Source organism: Micromonospora zingiberis, from assembly GCF_004331455.1.
Classification (GTDB): domain Bacteria; phylum Actinomycetota; class Actinomycetes; order Mycobacteriales; family Micromonosporaceae; genus Micromonospora; species Micromonospora zingiberis.
In genome coordinates, this window is sequence record NZ_SJJR01000018.1 from 61,110 (window position 1) to 77,544 (window position 16,435).

The window sequence follows — 16,435 nt, forward strand, 5'->3', positions numbered from 1 at the left end:
ACGGCTTCCGCGGGGTGGTCTGCACCGACTGGGGGCCTGGTCACCGACGCTGAGATCATGGGCACACCGATGCTGGCCCGCGCCTGAGGCGTCGAGCACCGCCCGGAGCTGATCGAACAGGGTCAGCGAGGACCTCGTTGACGTGTCGGTGCGCCGCATCCTGCGCGACAAGTTCCGGCTCGGCCTGTTCGGCGACCGCCACTTCGTCGACCCGGACGTCGCCTTCCGCATGGCCGGTCGCGTTGCTTAACGCCGCCCGGCCATGTGGGTTCGGCCTGGCGGAGCCGAACCCACCTGGCCGTTGCCTGAGTCTGCGCCGTCAGCTTGTCTCAATGACGATGTTGGTTGGGCCTGGCGAGACCTGGCTTTGCCGGCGTTCACGCCGGTGAGGCTGGACCGCGCTGGAGCTGGTACTAAACGGGATGCAGTGCCGACTCGCATGTTGCCGAGTGTTGCCCGGGGCCGGGCTCGCCCCCTGTGTCGACTCTCGTTTCCCAACAAGATCCCCAACAATTGCTGTTCGGGTATTGACCAACTTTCGGCTGGTCAAGCTGTCTAGCTGGGAAAACTTGGAGCGGGTGAAGGGAATCGAACCCGCACTGTCAGCTTGGGAACCGTACAAGGGCGACCGGTGATCATTCTGTCGGGCAGCTCGGCAAGCAATCGAGTGGCCTGGAGTGACCTCAGGAAGCCCGCCGTAATGGCCCGCTAATGGCCCGGATCTTCGTTGAGCCCGCTTGATCACTGCCGGACCGGGGGGACACCCCGCCACTGGAGCTGTCCCCGCCGTTTCCGCAGCTAAATCTCCGCCGGGGGACAGCGGGGACACGGGGGACAGCACCCAGGGACTCAATCGTTCAACGCTCTCGTGCTACCGCTTTCCTCGGACTGCGCTGGTTCTTCAACGGCCGTGCTGTTCAGGCCGTCCAGCTCCAAGATCGCTCCTTCTTCCCTAGAGTCGGCGAAAGAAACATCACCTCCAGCGATATGCACATTCTGCGGAAATTGAATTTTTCCGCTCCGGAACTCGTTACCCAAAAATAGGATCTGGCCACCCGTCATTACTAGATTGTCGAAACGGACTTCGCTACCATCAATAACCACATCAATAAATTCGATCGAGCCGCCGTCGATTTGAACCCAATCAAACGAAAACTCCGTCCCAGACAATATAGTCGAGAAGCGACGACGACCATCGTCAGGGGTGGGACCATAGGTAAGATCAGATCCAATTATCAATTTCCCCTTACTGACCTCCAGGCCATTTAAATAGAACGTCCCGCAAGCGAACGTTCCACCAAGGAATCGCACCACGCCGCCATTGATTATCGAACGACTCATACTCAGTCCGGTCGAATTAGGGTCACCTTCCAAAGCAAGATTGAATAGACTGACGGTGCCACCGTCGAATTCCGCCTCAATGAAGTCGACCGAGCCGCCGATTCGGGGGGTTGTGATATTCACCTCGCCGCTAACGAATTGGGAGCCCTGAAAAAGGATGCGTCCATTATCTACCAAGTCCCCATAGACTCCCACTTTGCTGTCCTCAAACAAGGAATATTCGAAACCTATACCACCCGCGAAAATAGCCCCCGTGAACGAAACCTTACAGGCCCTAAAGTATACGCCGCTGAAATCTGTTTCCCCATAGAAGGTGCATTTGTCGAAACTGACGTTACAGTTCGTGAGCGCGATATCGCCAAATCGCAGGTCCTCGAAGGTTGATCCCGTAAAGTCGAACGATTGCCCAAACCAATCTGACGCAGCCTCGGGCCGCAAGTGTTCCTTAATGACTCGGATTACGGTGTCTCGGACTTGTTGTTCCTCGCGAGGGTTGTAGCGAGCTTCGCCCACGTATTTAACCTCAGGGGCTACCTCACTATCAGGGGCGACCGGCTCGGGCTGTGATCCTGGTCCGGATTTCCGGGCGTATCTCTTGTGATCCCCGATAGGCGTGTAGGGCATTCGCACGTATGCGCAAAGAACATCAATACAGGTCTGCCTTCCAGCTTCCCAGTCGTCGGCAAGGCTGGCCATCGCGTAAACTCCAGCCAACCTTATGGCCGATTTCTCGGAACCGAGCTGTTCTGAGGCGGCCGTGAACCGCTCAGTGAAGACCTTTGTGTTCTCCCGATTGTGCTCAACCTCATTCAGTCGTTGACGCCTATATGCTACGACGAGCGCCACGACACCACCGATACCACCTACGATGGTGAGAGCGACCTTTGAGGCGTCGAATAGCGTCTTCGGATCTACTCCAGAAGCTGAGATGCTGGCTAGTTTTGGTCGCTGATACAGAAGCCAGAGCACGTACAAGGTCACCCCGGCAATACTTAGGCCCAGGAGTAGCCACATCGCAATATGAACAGCAAGCGGCATCACCATATTGGGGTTTTTTGGGTGTCGCCGAGTTTTCCTAAATGGCACCCTCATGGTGTTCGGATTGCTCCGTTCTAACATGAAAGCGGCGTAGGCACGCGGCTTATAGGCGACAGCGCCAAGCCGATTCCAAACCGTCCGAGGGCGGATATCTGCTCCGCTGTTCTCACCGTTTGTGAAGCTCATTCTGAGTCCAGGGGCACGGGAGACGCAGGTGGCAGCAGGCCGTATTTCCGGATAGCTACGTCGATGCGCTGCGCAGCCTGCTCGGCGGACAGTCGGCCTGTGTTGATTTCAAGATCCGCCTTAACTCGCGGGGTCGCGTCCCAAGCGGCAAGCCGCTCCGCCGTGTCACCGGTTCGCCGAGCCTCGATCCGTTCTGCTGCAACACTTCGAGAAGACCAGATGTATACAACGATCCAAGAGCCAGGCGGGAAAGCGCCTCGTACGGCGTCGATTCCGTCAGGTTGCCCTAGATGCAGCACGGGAATGTGCCGTGAAAGTTCATCAGCCAACGCCCTGTAGTCAACTATGTACGTTGACCCATAGCGCTCGTTTTCCCACAGGACGTCACCATTCGCGCGTAGTCGTTCAATGTCGGCATCTGTTGCCATCCGATATCCGACAGTCCGACCACGCCCCACCTTGATTCGGCGGAAGGGCGCGTAGTCGTTCCTTAGCTTGACCAATTCTTGCGTAACGGTGTCTTTTCCTGCGGCTGGCGGGCCGTAGAGGATCACGCCCGGAGTCATGGTTGCTCTCCACCGAGGACGGTCTTAAGCAGCTCTGCGGCTTGACTTTGCAGCGGTTCGCCTGACGTGCAGTTATTGACGACCACGTGAGGGGCCGAGGGCCGGAAGTCAAGGTTGATGCTGGCGACGTAACCCGGCCAGTCAGCGAGCTTTGCTCCGTCTCTCGCTGCGCCCCGCTGTCTGATATAGCCATTCATCGAGTCGGCATCGCAGTAAACCCATACCAACGTAGTGGCAGCTTTGAGGCCGGTAAACATGGCTCGGGTGCGGGTGATCCAAGATACGTCGTTGAACTCACGGATGAACGGGGCCGTTACGATGGCGCTATTCCCACACCCAACATTTTCTAGCGCGGCAGCCATCAGGGATTCGTATTCCCGGGGCCGGATCAGCGTCAGATATCTCTCGGATTCACGGTCGTTCGGCGATAGCCCGAGGATTTCTAGCGCGGCCTCGACGACTGGTCGTGTCAACGTGTCTTTATCGAGCATCGGCCAGCCGGTTTCCTTGGCGAGAATTCTGCCTAGCTCCGTCTTGCCGCTCCCGGCATAACCGCCAACGAAGATTACCTGCGGCTGCGGCAGCCGAATCTCATTACGGCGATTTTGGTCCGGTGCGTGCACTACACGCTTGGACCTTGACTTGCTGACCACTAAGCCTTCGTCGGTCAGGACTCGCATTGCCTCGGTAATGGTGAAGACGCTTACATCCCATTGCTTGGCTAGCTCTCGGGTAGATGGCAGCGTTTCCCCGTCCCGGAGTATTCCGGCCCCGATGTCGTTCCGCAGCTTGCGGGCTACTTGCAGATGCAGCGCTTCCGACCTAGACAGCCGGGGTTCAGGGGACGTCATGTCTCGGGACCTCGCATCTCACGGCAGCCAGGGAACCAGAGCAGCCTACCAGCGGCCTACCAGATGGTAGGCCGCTGTCGCGCGTTCTGCCTGGTCACGGCCAACATTGGACCTATCAGCTGACTCGTTTGCATATCAGTTGTTAGGTTGCGGGGGTCACAGCCCAGCGGGGCGGACCGGCCTCTCTAGGCCGCCGCGCACCTAACAGCAGAGGAAGCCATCGATGCACAGAAAGCACCTGCCGTCCGAGCTCCAAGGTCCTACTGCCGCCGACCTCGCCGCGATCGAGCGCGACATGCCGCTGATCGACGCAGAGATCGACCTCGTTGACGCCGAGATCCGAGTGTTGACCGCTGAGGGCGGCCCATCGCCGCTGGACTGGCGGCGGCTGCGCCGGGCCGAGGCCCGCGTGACCCGTGTCGCCGCCGAGCTGGCCGCGCGTCCCGCCGCCCGGAAGGCGGTCGCGTGATGACTCAGGACCTCAAGCGCCTAAAGCGCATCGGGTGGGGCGTCCGTTCGGTGTTCGCCCTCGGCATTGCGGCGTCGCTGGCGGGCAACGTGCTTCACGCCGCCGACAATGTGATCAGCCAGGCCATCTCTGCGTGGTCGCCGGTGGCGCTGCTGCTGGCAGTCGAGCTGATCTCTCGGATTCCGGCCCGCCGTGGCGCACTGTCCGCCGTCCGTCTCGGCGCTACCGCCGTTATCGCAGGCATCGCGGCGTGGGTGTCGTACTGGCACATGGTGGGCGTGGCCATCCGGTACGGCGAGGCCGATTCCTCGGCCTACCTGCTGCCGTTCAGCGTGGATGGCCTGATCGTGGTCGCGTCGATCAGCCTAGTCGAGATCGGCGGCCGGATCCGCACCCTCACCGAGGCCGCATCGGTCAGGGAGCCCGCCCCGGCCCCCACCGACCTGATCGAGTCGAAGCCGGTCTACACCAATGAGGACATCTGGGGACCGGAGTCGCCCACCGTCGAGTCTGTCTCGGATCCGGCGGTCAAGAGGACGCCAGCGAAGCGCGTCACACCGCGCCCGGTGTCGGCGGACAAGGTCGCCAAGGTTGCCGCCAAGATGCCCGACGCGCCGGTCTCGCAGATCGCCGCCAAGGCCGGTGTCTCGGTCTCGACCGCGCGGCGTCACCTCGCCGCCCTGCGCGTCACCGATGCGTCACCATCTGCGCCGGTACCTGCGGAAACGCCCACTCTCACCGCCGCCTGACTTCGCCCGGTGACGCGGCCACCAGCCGCCAAGCAAGCGCCGCGTCACCGGCCCTCCTATCAGTCACCAGACCTCAGGAGAGACCTCCATCATGACTGCATCCAACCCGAACCCCGAGAACTTCGACCGGACCGCCGCCGAGGCCGACGTCGCCGACGTGGTCGACCTAGACGCCGCGCGCACCCGCCGGGCCGCCGACGCGGGCACGCACTTCGAGGTGGACCTGGACGAGACCCCGCAGCGCGGCGGGATGCCCGTTGAGCTGCCGCCGGTCGATGCGTCCGGCAAGCGGCCGATTGTGCCGGCCAACTGGTCGACGTGGCCGAACATCCGGCACAGCCTCGCGCAGGCCGCCGCGCTGACCGGCTACCGCGCCGGATTCCACGCCGTCCGCGCGCCCTGGTACGCCACCCTCGCCACGTTCTGGGCCAGCGTCGGCGCGTTCCGGCTGATCGGCCGCCAGCTCAAGTGGTGGTGGGTGTCGGAGCAGTACGGGCTACGGCAGGCCGCCGCCGACGCCAACGACCCCGCCATGTGGCTCAAGCTGCACCGCGAGGTCAAGGCCACCCGCATGTGGCGCGGCATCGTGCTCGCCGCCGAGGCCGTCGCCGTGTGCGTCGGCGGCCCGGTGCTCTACGCGGTCGCCCCGGTGTGGGCGCTGGTGCTGACCGCTTGCCTGCTGGTCGCGTTCCTGGCGCACATCGGCCGCCCGGAGGATCGGCGCATCATCACCCCGGCCACCGTCTCGGGCCGCTTCCGCCGGGTGAACCCGGACATCATCCTGCGGGCCTACTACGCCGCCGGTCTCGGGCACCCGGACAAGGCACACCAGCAGATCGGCTTCGGCTCGACCATGGCCCGCGACGCCTCGGGCACCGGCTCGCAGGTGTCGATCGACCTGCCGTACGGCAAGACGTTCGACGACGCGGTCAAGGCACGCGGCGCGATCGCCTCGGGCCTGGACGTCGCGGTCTCGCAGGTGTTCATTACCCGCGATCCGTCGTCGCACCGGCGGCACACGCTGTGGGTCGCCGACCGCGACCCGCTCGCCCAGGGCGCGGGCCGGACGCCGCTGCTGCGCTGTAAGCCCACCGACATCTGGCAGCCCGCCCCGTTCGGCCTGGACGAGCGCGGCAACAAGGTGAGCGTCGACCTGATGTGGAACAGCATCCTGATCGGCGCTCAGCCCCGGCAGGGCAAGACATTCGCCGCCCGGTCCCTCGCGCTGTACGCCGCGCTGGACCCGTACGTGAAGCTGACGGTCCTGGACGGTGGCGGCAAGCCGGACTGGCGCAAGTTCTCCCTGGTCGCCGACCGGTACGCGTTCGGCCTGGCGATGACCCGCGACGGCGATCCCGCCGAGATCGCGCTCGAAGCGCTGCGCGAGATCAAGGCCGACGTGCAGGACCGCTACGAGCGGCTGTCCAAGCTGCCGGTCGACATCTGCCCCGAGGGCAAGCTGACCCGCGAGATCGCCCGTGACCCGAAGTACCGGATGCCGGTCCGGCTGGTGGTCCTGGACGAGTTTCAGGAGTACTTCGACCTCGGCGACATCAGCAAGGAGATCGCGTCTCTGCTGGTCTACCTGGTCAAGGTCGCTCCGGCGGCCGGTGTCGGGTTCGTTGACGCCACCCAGCGGCCCAGCGGGGTCGGCGGTGGGCAGGTCGCTACCCAGTTCATCAGCTTCCGCGACAACCACCAGGTGCGGTTCTCCCTCCGTACCGGCTCGTGGAACGTCTCCGACCTGGTCCTTGGGGCCGGGGCGAACTCCGAGGGCTACGACTCGTCGACGCTGCTGCCCAGCTACAAGGGCGTCGGCATTCTGCGCGGCGCGTCCGACGCCACCCCGACTGTGCGTACGTACCTCGCCGACGCCGACGACGCGGAGAAGATCCTGATCGCCGCCCGCAAGCTGCGCGAAGCGGCCGGGACTCTGTCCGGCATGGCGGCCGGAGAGGACGTCGCCCGCGAGATCCGCGACGTGCTTGCCGACGTTCGCAGCGTGATCGAGCGCGGCGAGACCGGCGCGCAGTGGGAAGAGATCGCGGCCCGCCTCGCCGACCGCCTGCCCGAGGCGTACGCGGACGTGACCGCCGAGTCGGTCTCGGCTCAGGTCCGGTCGTTCGGTGTACGCAGCGTAGACGTCAAGCGTTCCGGCAAGGCCCTCAAGGGAGCCAAGGCCGACGACATCGACGCCGCGATCGCCCGCCGCAAGGCCGCGTAGCCGGTCGCGGCCCGCCCGCGACCGGTCGCGTCACCGCGACTCAACCCGCGACCGGCCTGGTCAGCACAGACATTGACCGGTCGCGGGTTGCGCCGCCAGCCCTTCACGCCCAAAAACCGCCTCAGGAGGCTCACTGTGCCTGCCCTCGCCGCGACCGCGACCCCCGAAAGCACCATGATCGGCGTACTGATCCTCGCCGCCGTGATCGCCACTCTCTGTTACGCCTTCGGCTGCTGGCTCTGGCCGTTTGGAGCCTGCCGCAAGTGCTCCGGCACCGGTACGCGCCGCTCCCCGTTCGGCCGCGCGTTTGGCCTCTGCCGCCGCTGCCACGGCGACGGACGCCGACTGCGCGTCGGCCGCCGGATCATCAACAGCCTGCGCGAGTTGCACGGCAAGGGCACGCGCTGATGGCCCGGACCATGGCCCGGTTCAGCCGGACCGAGACGCCGCACACCGACTGGTGCACCCGCGATCACCGCTGCGGGGTCACCCTGCACCAGGCCCCGGACATCATCGCCGATGGGCCGCTCGGCGGCCGGGCCGTCATCACCCGCGTCCGCGCTGCCGACGTCGACTACGCCGAGATCCGTATCCGCGTGCCGCTCAGCCGGACCGAGGACACCGCTCGGCGGCAACTCGGGCTCGCGCTGCACCTGTGCCGCGAGCTGCTGGCCGCCGTCGCCGCGATCCGGCCCGCCGCTCTGCACGGCCGGGCCGCCGACCGGCCCGCGCTCGGCAGGAGGGCCGCCTGATGCCGCGAATTCGGGCCGCCTACTTCGATCCCGAGGGCGACCGGTACGGGATCCCTATGTTCTGGTGGCAGGGTGCGCCGGACGGCTACGCCACCCGGCGGCAGCTCACCGCGCGTGGCCTGCGGCCGGGCGGTCAGCCGGTCGCTGCGCAGATCCTCTGGCGCGGCGTCGGCGGCACCCGGACCGCGTACCTGTACCGGATCGACCTCGCCCGGCCCAAGCGGACCGCCACCCCGGCCCAGCGCCGCGCGATCTCGGCCGCGCTGCGCGCCCGCCGCACCTGCCCGACCTGCGGCCAGGTGCGCGGCTACTACATCCCGCACTCGCTCGGTGAGTGCCTGGACTGCCACGACGGGCGGCCGGGCCGATGACCGGCGGGCACTGGATCGGCGCGAGCAAGGCCCTCGGCCGCCTCGTGCCAGCCGACCTGCCGTACCCGCACATCTGCGACCGGACCGTCGCCGCCGAAGACACCATGTCCGGCCTGCCGTTGCAGGTCACCCGGTGGGAGAAGGCCCGCTACTGCGCCGCGTGCGCCCACGACAAGCACCTCCGCACTCAGCCATCCACACCCAACGCCCGGAGGCCGAAACCCATGCCCCGCAACGAATCCCCGCGTGAGGTAGCCCTCGCCGCCGCCGAACGCGGCTGGCACGTCTTCCCGCTACGGCCCGACGACAAGCGACCCGCGTTCCCCGACCACGTCGCCGACGCCTGCACCGGCCGAGACCCGCGCTGCCGCAACGGACACACCGGCTGGGAAGCCCGTGCCACCACCGATCCCGACCGGGTCCGGCGCGGTTGGTCCGAGACCCCGTACGGCGTCGGCATCGCCTGCGGCCCGTCTGGGCTAGTCGTCGTCGACCTGGACGTGCGCAAGTCCGACCAGGTCCCGCCGCCCGGCTGCCCGCACCCGGCCGCGACGAACGGCGTCGAGGTGTTCGCCGCGCTGTGCAAGGCCGCCGGACATCCGATGCCCGACGACACCTACACCGTGACCACGGGCCGAGGCGGCGCACACCTGTACTTCCGGCACCCGGCCGCCGGGCTGGCACTGCGCAACACGGCCGGAGAGCGCGGCAACGGCCTCGGCTGGCTGGTCGACACCCGCGCCCACGGCGGCTATGTCGTCGCGGCCGGGAGCACGGTCGCGGGCCGCCCGTACGCGGTCGCCCGTGACCTGCCGGTCGCCGACCTGCCCGGCTGGCTCGCCGAACGCCTTGCCCCCGCGCCGCTGCCTCCGCAACGGCCGGTTGTTGTCGACCTGCCGACCGGGCGGGCCGGTGCCTACCTGGACGCCGCGATCGGCCGACAGCTCGACCACCTGCGGCACGCCGCCGAGGGCGACCGCAACCACACGCTCTACGTCTCCGCGGTCGCCCTCGGCCAGCTCGCCGCCGGGGGAGCGCTGCCCGTCGACCAGGCCGCCGCGCTGCTCGAAGAGGCCGCGCTGTCGATCGGCCTCACCCGGTTCGAGACGCTGCGCACGATCCGCTCCGGCCTCGCCGCCGGTGCCCGTCGCCCCCGGACGGTGGCCGCATGAGCGCCATGTCGGCTGACCGCCCGCACCTGCACGTCGCCGGGCCGGACGACGCCGCCGAGGTTCTGTCGCCCGAGCAGGCGCGGCCTGCTCGGATCCGCACGTCGTGGACCGCCGCCGACATCATGGCGATGGAGTTCGCACCGCCCAAGTGGGCCGTGCCCGGCGTGCTGTCCGAGGGCGTGAACCTGCTCTGCGGCCCGCCGAAAGTCGGCAAGTCGTGGATGTCGCTCGGCCTCGGCCTCGACGTCGCTCTCGGCGGCAAGGCGTTCGGCGCGATCCCGGTCGAGCGCGGCCCGGTGCTCTACCTCGCATTGGAGGACACCGCCCGCCGCCTGCAAAACCGGCTCGGCAAGGTTCTCGGCCAGCGCAAGGCCCCGGCCGGACTCACTCTCGCCACCGAGTGCCCGCCGCTGCCGCAGGGCGGCGACCAGGCTATCGCTGCTTGGCTCGACCGCAACCCGAATGCCCGCATGGTCATCATCGACGTTTTCGCCAAGCTGCGCGGTCACTCCGCACCCGGCGCGTCCGCCTACGATGCCGACTACGCCGCCGTGGGCCGGGCGAAGAAGGTCGCCGATGACTACGGCGTGGCGTTCGTCCTGGTCCATCACGTACGCAAGGCCGGATCTGACGACTTCCTCACCGAGGTTTCCGGCACCAACGGTCTCGCCGGGGCCGCCGACGCCACCCTCGTGCTCAAGCGGGCGCGCAACCAGGGTGACGGCGTGCTGCACGTGACCGGCCGCGACGTAGACGAGAACGAGTACGCCCTGACGTTCGACCCGGCCGCCGGGGCGTGGCAGATGCTCGACGGCCCCGCCGAAGACCACCAGGTCGGCGAGACCCGCGCGACGATCCTGCGCTTCTTGCGGACCACCCCCGGCAGCACGCCCAAGGTCATCGCCGACGGGGTCGGCCTCGCCTACGACAACGTCAAGCGGACCTGTCAGCGGATGCTCGCTGACGGACAACTCGCCGCCGACACCGGGGGCCGGTACCGAGTCCCCGGTGTCCCTGCTGTCCCCGGTGTCCCCCAACCCGCCCTGAGCAGCGAAAACGAGGGGGACACCTCGGGGACAGCCGAACTCTGGCCGTGACGCTGCTGAACATGATGAAACAGGGGGGTATAGGGCTGTTTCAGCACAGACCCATACGAAGACACCAGTACGCCCGGGATCTTGGCTCAGCGTGGCTCTCAGCGGGCCGCCGTGCGGCTTTCTGCCAACGCGGCCCGCCACCCCTCGCCGAACCGCCCCGCCGCCAGAGAGGCCGCTACCCGCGCTCTCAACGCCTTGCCGCACCACCCCTGATAGGCCGCACTGCCCGGAAAGGACACCCGATGGCTAAGCGGATCACCCAGAACGCGCCGGTTCTGAAGCTGCCCGCCGAGTTGCTGACCATCGAAGAAGCCGCAAGCCGCATCGGCATGAGCGTGCGCTACGTACGCCGCGCCGTCGCCGAGCGACAGATTGCGTTCCACCGTCTCGGCCGGTCGATCCGGATCGACCCCGCCGACTTGGCCGCATTTGTTCACGCCGGACGAGTCGAGCCCATGACCGCAGAGACCGTCTGGCGCGGATTGAGGAGTGTCGCCTGATCATGGCCAACCAAGAGGGACACCGCCGATTCGGCAACATCCGTAAGCGCGAGTCCGGCCGCTACCAGGCTCGCTACCCCGGCCCGGACGGACGGATGCGCTCCGCCCCGCAGACGTTCGCCCGCAAGCCCGAGGCCGAAAAGTACCTGTCGCTGATCGAGGCTCAGATGATGCGGGGAGAGTGGATCGACCCTGAACGCGGCAAGATCCGGCTACGCGACTACGCCGAGCGGTGGATCACCGAACGGCCGAACCTGCGGCCCCGGACCGTGCACCTGTACCGCTGGACGCTCGGCAGGCACATCACGCCGTACCTCGGCGACATGCCGCTCAACCGGATCGACACTCCCATGGTCCGCGAGTGGCGGGCACGGCTGCTGGCCGAGGGCGTGTCGGTGACCATGGCCGCCAAGGCGTACCGGCTGCTGCGCGCGGTCCTGATGACCGCCGTCAAGGAGGACGAACTGATCAGGATCAACCCGTGCCGCGTCGTCGGTGCCGACCAGGAAAAGCCCGCAGAGCGGCCGGTCCTAACCGTTCCGCAAATCTTCGCGCTGGCCGAGCGGATGCCGGAGCGCTTCCAGGCGCTGATCCTGGTCACCACGTTCGGATGCCTACGGTGGGGCGAGGCGGTCGCTCTGCAACGCTGCGACGTCGACCTAGCGGCTGGCACGGTGCGGGTGCGACAGGCGTTCGTCGAGCACCGGGGTACCGGCCTGATCCTCGGCCCGCCGAGGTCGCGGGCGGGCGTGCGGACCGTCGCCCTACCCAAGGCGGCCCTGCCTGTGCTGAAACAGCACATGAGCGGCCACGTCGGCGAGGCACCCGAGGCGTTCGTGTTCACTGGCGAGAGCGGGCGGACCCTCTGGCGTGGCAACTTCAACAAGCTGGTCAAGTGGTCCGAGTCGGTCGCCGCCGTGGGTGTGCCTGGTCTGCACTTCCACGACCTGCGGCACACCGGCAACACGCTCGCGTCGCGGGCACCGGGCGCGAGCCTGCGCGACATCATGGCTCGGATGGGTCACGACAACCCGCGCGCCGCGCTGATCTACCAGCACGCTAACCGGGAGGCGGACCAGGGTATCGCCGACGCGATCGACAAGGCGGTCAAGGCGGCCCGGCGCAAGCCGAGCAAGCGCAAGGTCAAGCGGGTTACCGAGGGAGACGGACCGGCCGCCGAGGCGAGCTAATGGCCCGCTAATGGCCCATGCCTGTTTCAGCATGATCTAGAACCACGGAAGCCCTGGCGGGACATCGGTCCTGACCAGGGCTTCCGTACGTGGAGCGGGTGACGGGAATCGAACCCGCACTGTCAGCTTGGGAAGCTGATGTTCTGCCATTGAACTACACCCGCAAGCGGGATCACTGTACCTGAGTCACCGGCCCCGTGCACCCAGGCACCCCGGGCCGAGGACCGGCCGCAACCACGGCAAGAAGTTTCAGGCTCGCAACATATGGCCATGTTCAAATCTGTCGATGGGTTGTAACGTCTGCCCCACGTTTTCCGCACGGCGCGACACAACCCCCAGTCGCGTCGACAGAAAGAGGTGGGCATATGGGACTTCGTCCCGACCTGCTGAACCGGCGCATCGCCGGCATCGCATCGACGTCGCTGGCCATGGTGCTCGGTGTGGCAACGGTTGGCGTGTTGCCGGCCGCGACCATTACCGCCAGCCCGGCAGCGGCTGCCGCACACGCCGACGAGGTGTGCGAGGACCCGACCGGCACAGCGGCCAGGGTCCGGGGCGACGCGGTCGTCAAGCACGACCCGAACGAACTGACCATGACCCAGCTGCACCAGCGGGAGGCCGAGTTCGCCGACCTGCTGCAGGAGCGGGCCAAGCGGGTCGGCCAGCGTACGCTGAGCGCCCAGGTCGCCGCGGCCTCGGTCACCATTCCGGTCGTGGTGCACGTGATCCGCAGGGACACCACCCGGGCCGGTGGGAACATCCCCGACTCGATGATCCACTCGCAGATCAGCGTGCTGAACCAGTCGTTCAGTGGGGCGACGGGCGGCGCCGCCACCGCCTTCGCGTTCCAGCTCCAGAGCATCAACCGGGTCACCAACACGTCGTGGTACCCGATCCGGCAGGGCTCCTCTGCCGAGCGGCAGATGAAGACCCAGCTCCGCCAGGGCACCAAGGGCACGCTCAACATCTATCTCGGTGAGTTGAGCAGCGGCCTGCTCGGCTGGGCGACCTTCCCGCAGACCACCCTGAACGTGATGGATGGTGTGGTCGCGCTCAGCGAGTCGCTGCCCGGCGGCACCGCCACCAACTACAACCAGGGCGACACCGGCACCCACGAGGTCGGCCACTGGTTGAACCTGTACCACACCTTCCAGGGTGGCTGCTCGGGCAGCGGCGACCAGGTCGCGGACACCCCGGCGGAGGCATCGCCGGCCTACCAGTGCCCGACCGGCCGGGACACCTGCTCCAGCCCGGGTCTCGACCCGATCACCAACTTCATGGACTACACGTACGACTCCTGCATGTACCAGTTCACCCCGGGCCAGGCGACCCGGATGATCAACGCCTGGAACACCTATCGGGCGTAGCGGGGTCAGCACGTACCTCTCCGGTGCCGGTCCCGTTCGATGGGGCCGGCACCGGCGCGTGCGGGCTCGGGTGGCGGTGGCGCTACGTCGTGCCGGGCTCAGGCCGCGCGGCGGGCGTGTCGGCCGGAGCGGGCCGCCAGCGACGTGGGGCGCTGCGCCTGCGGGGTGGCCGCCGCCGGATCGAGCCAGACCTGGACGGCCGGCCCTCCGCCCTGATCGCCCGGCAGGCCGGCAGCGGAGTGCCCGTGGCGGGACAGCATCGCCACGTCGACCGTGAACTCGAACAGTCGCCAGTCGGCGTGCGGGGCGGCCCGAGCGGCGAGGGCCAGCCGGGCCACGGTGGCGTCGTCGGTCACCGGCCAGGCCCGACCGGCGACGTACGCCTCGTCGTCGCTCTCCTCCGCCGGGAAGGAGTGCAGCGCGTAGCGCCCGTCGCGTTCCAGGTCGCGCCGCTTCGGCGAGTCGATCACGAAACAGAACAGACCGTCGTCGGTGATCACCGGGGAGACCGGGTGCACCCGGGGCCCGCCGTCGGCGCGGACCGTGGCCAGGTAGCCGAAGCCAGGGCCGTACTGCTGCATGAGAAGGCGGATCCCGTCGGCGAGTCGAGGCTCGTCAGCGGCGAATTCGGACCAGGAAGCCATGCGGACATGCTATCGAACATACGTTCTAAGCGGGTAGTCCGACACGCAGGTCACGCATACCGACAGCTATGGTGTGGCGATGCTGCTCTCCGACCGTGACCTGGTCTCCGAGATCAAGGCGGGCACCCTGGCGCTGGAGCCCTTCGAGCCCACGCTGGTGCAGCCGTCCAGCATCGACGTACGCCTGGACAAGCTGTTCCGGGTGTTCAACAACCACCTGTACACCCACATCGACCCGGCGACCCAGCAGGACGACCTGACCTCGCCGGTCGAGGTGCCCGACGGTGAGCCCTTCGTGCTGCACCCCGGCGAGTTCGTACTCGCCTCCACACTGGAGGTCATCTCCCTCGGCGACCAGCTCGCCGGCCGACTGGAAGGCAAGTCCAGCCTGGGCCGGCTCGGTCTGCTCACCCACTCCACCGCCGGCTTCATCGACCCCGGCTTCTCCGGTCACGTCACGCTGGAGCTGTCCAACGTGGCCAACCTGCCGATCACCCTCTGGCCCGGCATGAAGATCGGCCAGCTCTGCATCTTCCGGCTCTCCTCGCCCGCCGAGCACCCGTACGGATCGGCCGTCTACGGCTCGCGTTACCAGGGCCAGCGCGGCCCCACACCGAGCCGGGCCTGGCAGAACTGGCGCACCTGGCCGACCCGCTGACCACCCCGCCAGGCACCGGCCGCGAACGGCGGGGCCCGGACCAGGACCCCGCCGTCGTACTCGGCACGCCTCAGCCCGGTCGGCCGAAGCTGTGGATCGGGCTGCTGTCCATCCGTTTCATCTTCACCGGTTGACCTGCCCGGGAGGCGTGCACCACCCAGCCGCCACCGACGTACATGCCGACGTGGTGCAGGTCGCGGTAGTAGAAGACGAGATCACCCGGGCGCAGGTCGCCGCGGCTCACGGACGCGGTGACCTGGCGCTGCCGGGCGGCGTTGTGCGGCAGCGCCACCCCGGCCCGCGCCCACGCGGCCAGCATCAGCCCGGAGCAGTCGTACGCGTTCGGCCCCTCGGCCCCCCACGAGTACGGCTTGCCGATCTGGGCGCAGGCGAACTTCACCGCCACCCCGGCCGGACCGCCCGGATAGCCGGCCGGACAGGGGGCCGGACGTAGCGGGCCGCCGCCTCCGTTGTCGTACGCCCGCAGCCGGAGCCGCTGCAACCGATCGATCTCGGCGTCGATCTGCCGCCGCTTCGCCGCGAGGTCGGCCTCCGCGCGGGTCAACTGGACGATGGTGCGGTCCAACCCGGCCTTGGCGGCGGCGAGTTCGTCGCGCAGTTCACTCGCCTGCCGTACGTCCTGTTGCTGGTAATGGGCATAGCGGTCGAGCAGGCCGATCTGCTCCACCACCTCGCCGGGCGACCTGCTGCCCAGCAGGGCGTTGACCGCACCAACCGTGCCGCCCTTGTACGCCCGCGCCGCCAGCGCGCCGACCCGGGTCATCGCCACATCGACCTGTTGCTCAAGGGGCCCGATCCGGGCGGCCAGGGCATCGGCTTCCCGGCGTTTGCCGGCCAGGTCCTGCCGGGTGGCGTTGTGTCGTTCGATAAGTGCTTCGAGCCGGTTCCAGTCCGCGTCGATCTGGCGCTCGATGTCGTCGACCGTCGGGTCGGCGTGGGCCGCCGTCGCGCCGCCGGTCAGGATGACGGCGGTCGCGGCCAGAGCGGCGAGTGCGGTGGTGCAGCGGTACCAGCGGGATCGCGGCGCAGCCGTCGTCGGGCCGGGCGTCACCGGCCGCGCTGACGGTGGCCGCGGGGCATGGTGTGCCACCGGGCTCCGTACTCCTTCTTCCCATACCGCCTACCGGGTTAGCTGACGGGTTCGGGCGGGAAGGGGTCGCCCTACCGCGATGATCGCGGATTCACCCCGGATACCTGGGTCCCCGGCTCGCAGATGCGACTCGGCGGTGTCGGACCGTT

The 16,435-nt window shown here is 67.6% G+C and carries 17 protein-coding genes, 1 tRNA gene and 1 riboswitch; of the genes, 12 read left to right on the forward strand and 6 right to left on the reverse strand.

Annotated elements, in window-relative coordinates:
- Positions 1-849: 849 nt before the first annotated feature.
- The 3 genes from E0H26_RS22405 to E0H26_RS22415 are packed head-to-tail and all read right to left on the reverse strand — an operon-like array spanning position 850 to position 3,982.
- Positions 850-2,565 (reverse strand): pentapeptide repeat-containing protein, encoded by a 1,716-nt coding sequence (locus E0H26_RS22405; RefSeq protein ID WP_131306887.1) that lies wholly within the window; start codon positions 2,563-2,565, stop codon positions 850-852.
- Positions 2,562-3,131 carry a DEAD/DEAH box helicase family protein gene (locus E0H26_RS22410; protein WP_206025304.1) on the reverse strand — a complete coding sequence of 190 codons (570 nt, stop codon included), beginning with the start codon at positions 3,129-3,131 and terminating at the stop codon, positions 2,562-2,564. The genes E0H26_RS22405 and E0H26_RS22410 overlap by 4 nt, the downstream gene beginning before the upstream one ends.
- Positions 3,128-3,982: a GntR family transcriptional regulator gene (locus tag E0H26_RS22415; RefSeq protein WP_131306889.1), complete on the reverse strand. Its 855-nt coding sequence runs from the start codon at positions 3,980-3,982 to the stop codon at positions 3,128-3,130. The genes E0H26_RS22410 and E0H26_RS22415 overlap by 4 nt, the downstream gene beginning before the upstream one ends.
- Before the next feature lie 223 nt (positions 3,983-4,205).
- Here E0H26_RS22415 and E0H26_RS22420 point away from each other — a divergent pair, with 223 nt between their 5' ends.
- The 10 genes from E0H26_RS22420 to E0H26_RS22465 all read left to right on the forward strand — a co-directional run bounded on the left by E0H26_RS22420 (position 4,206) and on the right by E0H26_RS22465 (position 12,506).
- Entirely contained in the window at positions 4,206-4,451 is a 246-nt protein-coding gene (locus E0H26_RS22420) for a DUF6284 family protein (protein WP_131306891.1), read from the forward strand.
- Entirely contained in the window at positions 4,451-5,200 is a 750-nt protein-coding gene (locus tag E0H26_RS22425; RefSeq protein ID WP_131306893.1) for a DUF2637 domain-containing protein, read from the forward strand. Before E0H26_RS22420 ends, E0H26_RS22425 begins: the two co-directional genes overlap by 1 nt.
- A 91-nt stretch (positions 5,201-5,291) precedes the next feature.
- Positions 5,292-7,424 carry a P-loop NTPase family protein gene (locus E0H26_RS22430; protein WP_131306895.1) on the forward strand — a complete coding sequence of 711 codons (2,133 nt, stop codon included), beginning with the start codon at positions 5,292-5,294 and terminating at the stop codon, positions 7,422-7,424.
- 135 nt (positions 7,425-7,559) lie between these two features.
- Complete coding sequence (locus E0H26_RS22435; protein WP_131306897.1) at positions 7,560-7,832, forward strand: hypothetical protein; 273 nt, start codon at positions 7,560-7,562, stop codon at positions 7,830-7,832.
- Entirely contained in the window at positions 7,832-8,176 is a 345-nt protein-coding gene (locus tag E0H26_RS22440; RefSeq protein WP_131306899.1) for a hypothetical protein, read from the forward strand. Before E0H26_RS22435 ends, E0H26_RS22440 begins: the two co-directional genes overlap by 1 nt.
- Positions 8,176-8,547: an RRQRL motif-containing zinc-binding protein gene (locus E0H26_RS22445; RefSeq protein WP_131306901.1), complete on the forward strand. Its 372-nt coding sequence runs from the start codon at positions 8,176-8,178 to the stop codon at positions 8,545-8,547. Before E0H26_RS22440 ends, E0H26_RS22445 begins: the two co-directional genes overlap by 1 nt.
- The gene (locus E0H26_RS22450) at positions 8,544-9,719 is read left to right on the forward strand and encodes a bifunctional DNA primase/polymerase (protein ID WP_131306903.1); all 1,176 of its coding nucleotides are present in this window, start codon (positions 8,544-8,546) and stop codon (positions 9,717-9,719) included. Before E0H26_RS22445 ends, E0H26_RS22450 begins: the two co-directional genes overlap by 4 nt.
- Positions 9,716-10,816: an AAA family ATPase gene (locus tag E0H26_RS22455; protein ID WP_131306905.1), complete on the forward strand. Its 1,101-nt coding sequence runs from the start codon at positions 9,716-9,718 to the stop codon at positions 10,814-10,816. The genes E0H26_RS22450 and E0H26_RS22455 overlap by 4 nt, the downstream gene beginning before the upstream one ends.
- 242 nt (positions 10,817-11,058) lie before the next feature.
- Positions 11,059-11,316 (forward strand): excisionase family DNA-binding protein, encoded by a 258-nt coding sequence (locus tag E0H26_RS22460; protein WP_131306908.1) that lies wholly within the window; start codon positions 11,059-11,061, stop codon positions 11,314-11,316.
- Between the two features lie 2 nt (positions 11,317-11,318).
- Positions 11,319-12,506, forward strand: coding sequence for a tyrosine-type recombinase/integrase (locus E0H26_RS22465; RefSeq protein ID WP_131306910.1), 1,188 nt, complete (start codon positions 11,319-11,321; stop codon positions 12,504-12,506).
- Between the two features lie 90 nt (positions 12,507-12,596).
- Here E0H26_RS22465 and E0H26_RS22470 read toward each other — a convergent pair.
- A tRNA-Gly gene (locus E0H26_RS22470) sits at positions 12,597-12,670 on the reverse strand.
- A gap of 201 nt (positions 12,671-12,871) precedes the next feature.
- On the opposite strand from E0H26_RS22470, the gene E0H26_RS22475 reads away from it, so the two are divergent.
- Positions 12,872-13,873, forward strand: a complete 1,002-nt coding sequence (locus E0H26_RS22475) for a zinc metalloprotease (protein ID WP_131306912.1) — start codon at positions 12,872-12,874, stop codon at positions 13,871-13,873.
- A gap of 98 nt (positions 13,874-13,971) precedes the next feature.
- Here the strand turns inward: E0H26_RS22475 and E0H26_RS22480 are convergent, their stop codons facing one another.
- Positions 13,972-14,517 (reverse strand): pyridoxamine 5'-phosphate oxidase family protein, encoded by a 546-nt coding sequence (locus tag E0H26_RS22480; RefSeq protein ID WP_131306914.1) that lies wholly within the window; start codon positions 14,515-14,517, stop codon positions 13,972-13,974.
- 79 nt (positions 14,518-14,596) lie between these two features.
- On the opposite strand from E0H26_RS22480, the gene dcd reads away from it, so the two are divergent.
- Positions 14,597-15,175, forward strand: a complete 579-nt coding sequence (dcd, locus tag E0H26_RS22485; protein ID WP_131306916.1) for a dCTP deaminase — start codon at positions 14,597-14,599, stop codon at positions 15,173-15,175.
- Positions 15,176-15,245: 70 nt separating this feature from the next.
- Here the strand turns inward: dcd and E0H26_RS22490 are convergent, their stop codons facing one another.
- Positions 15,246-16,247, reverse strand: a complete 1,002-nt coding sequence (locus tag E0H26_RS22490) for an NlpC/P60 family protein (RefSeq protein WP_240742312.1) — start codon at positions 16,245-16,247, stop codon at positions 15,246-15,248.
- A 51-nt stretch (positions 16,248-16,298) separates the two neighbouring features.
- A riboswitch (cyclic di-AMP (ydaO/yuaA leader) is annotated at positions 16,299-16,432 on the reverse strand.
- Between the last annotated feature and the right edge of the window lie 3 nt (positions 16,433-16,435).

Coding starts and splice junctions, on each gene's coding strand:
- E0H26_RS22405 (WP_131306887.1), bottom strand. CDS start 2,565: ATGAGCTTCACAAACGGTGAGAACAGCGGAGCAGATATCCGCCCTCGG.
- E0H26_RS22410 (WP_206025304.1), bottom strand. CDS start 3,131: ATGACTCCGGGCGTGATCCTCTACGGCCCGCCAGCCGCAGGAAAAGAC.
- E0H26_RS22415 (WP_131306889.1), bottom strand. CDS start 3,982: ATGACGTCCCCTGAACCCCGGCTGTCTAGGTCGGAAGCGCTGCATCTG.
- E0H26_RS22420 (WP_131306891.1), top strand. CDS start 4,206: ATGCACAGAAAGCACCTGCCGTCCGAGCTCCAAGGTCCTACTGCCGCC.
- E0H26_RS22425 (WP_131306893.1), top strand. CDS start 4,451: ATGACTCAGGACCTCAAGCGCCTAAAGCGCATCGGGTGGGGCGTCCGT.
- E0H26_RS22430 (WP_131306895.1), top strand. CDS start 5,292: ATGACTGCATCCAACCCGAACCCCGAGAACTTCGACCGGACCGCCGCC.
- E0H26_RS22440 (WP_131306899.1), top strand. CDS start 7,832: ATGGCCCGGACCATGGCCCGGTTCAGCCGGACCGAGACGCCGCACACC.
- E0H26_RS22445 (WP_131306901.1), top strand. CDS start 8,176: ATGCCGCGAATTCGGGCCGCCTACTTCGATCCCGAGGGCGACCGGTAC.
- E0H26_RS22450 (WP_131306903.1), top strand. CDS start 8,544: ATGACCGGCGGGCACTGGATCGGCGCGAGCAAGGCCCTCGGCCGCCTC.
- E0H26_RS22455 (WP_131306905.1), top strand. CDS start 9,716: ATGAGCGCCATGTCGGCTGACCGCCCGCACCTGCACGTCGCCGGGCCG.
- E0H26_RS22460 (WP_131306908.1), top strand. CDS start 11,059: ATGGCTAAGCGGATCACCCAGAACGCGCCGGTTCTGAAGCTGCCCGCC.
- E0H26_RS22465 (WP_131306910.1), top strand. CDS start 11,319: ATGGCCAACCAAGAGGGACACCGCCGATTCGGCAACATCCGTAAGCGC.
- E0H26_RS22475 (WP_131306912.1), top strand. CDS start 12,872: ATGGGACTTCGTCCCGACCTGCTGAACCGGCGCATCGCCGGCATCGCA.
- E0H26_RS22480 (WP_131306914.1), bottom strand. CDS start 14,517: ATGGCTTCCTGGTCCGAATTCGCCGCTGACGAGCCTCGACTCGCCGAC.
- dcd (WP_131306916.1), top strand. CDS start 14,597: ATGCTGCTCTCCGACCGTGACCTGGTCTCCGAGATCAAGGCGGGCACC.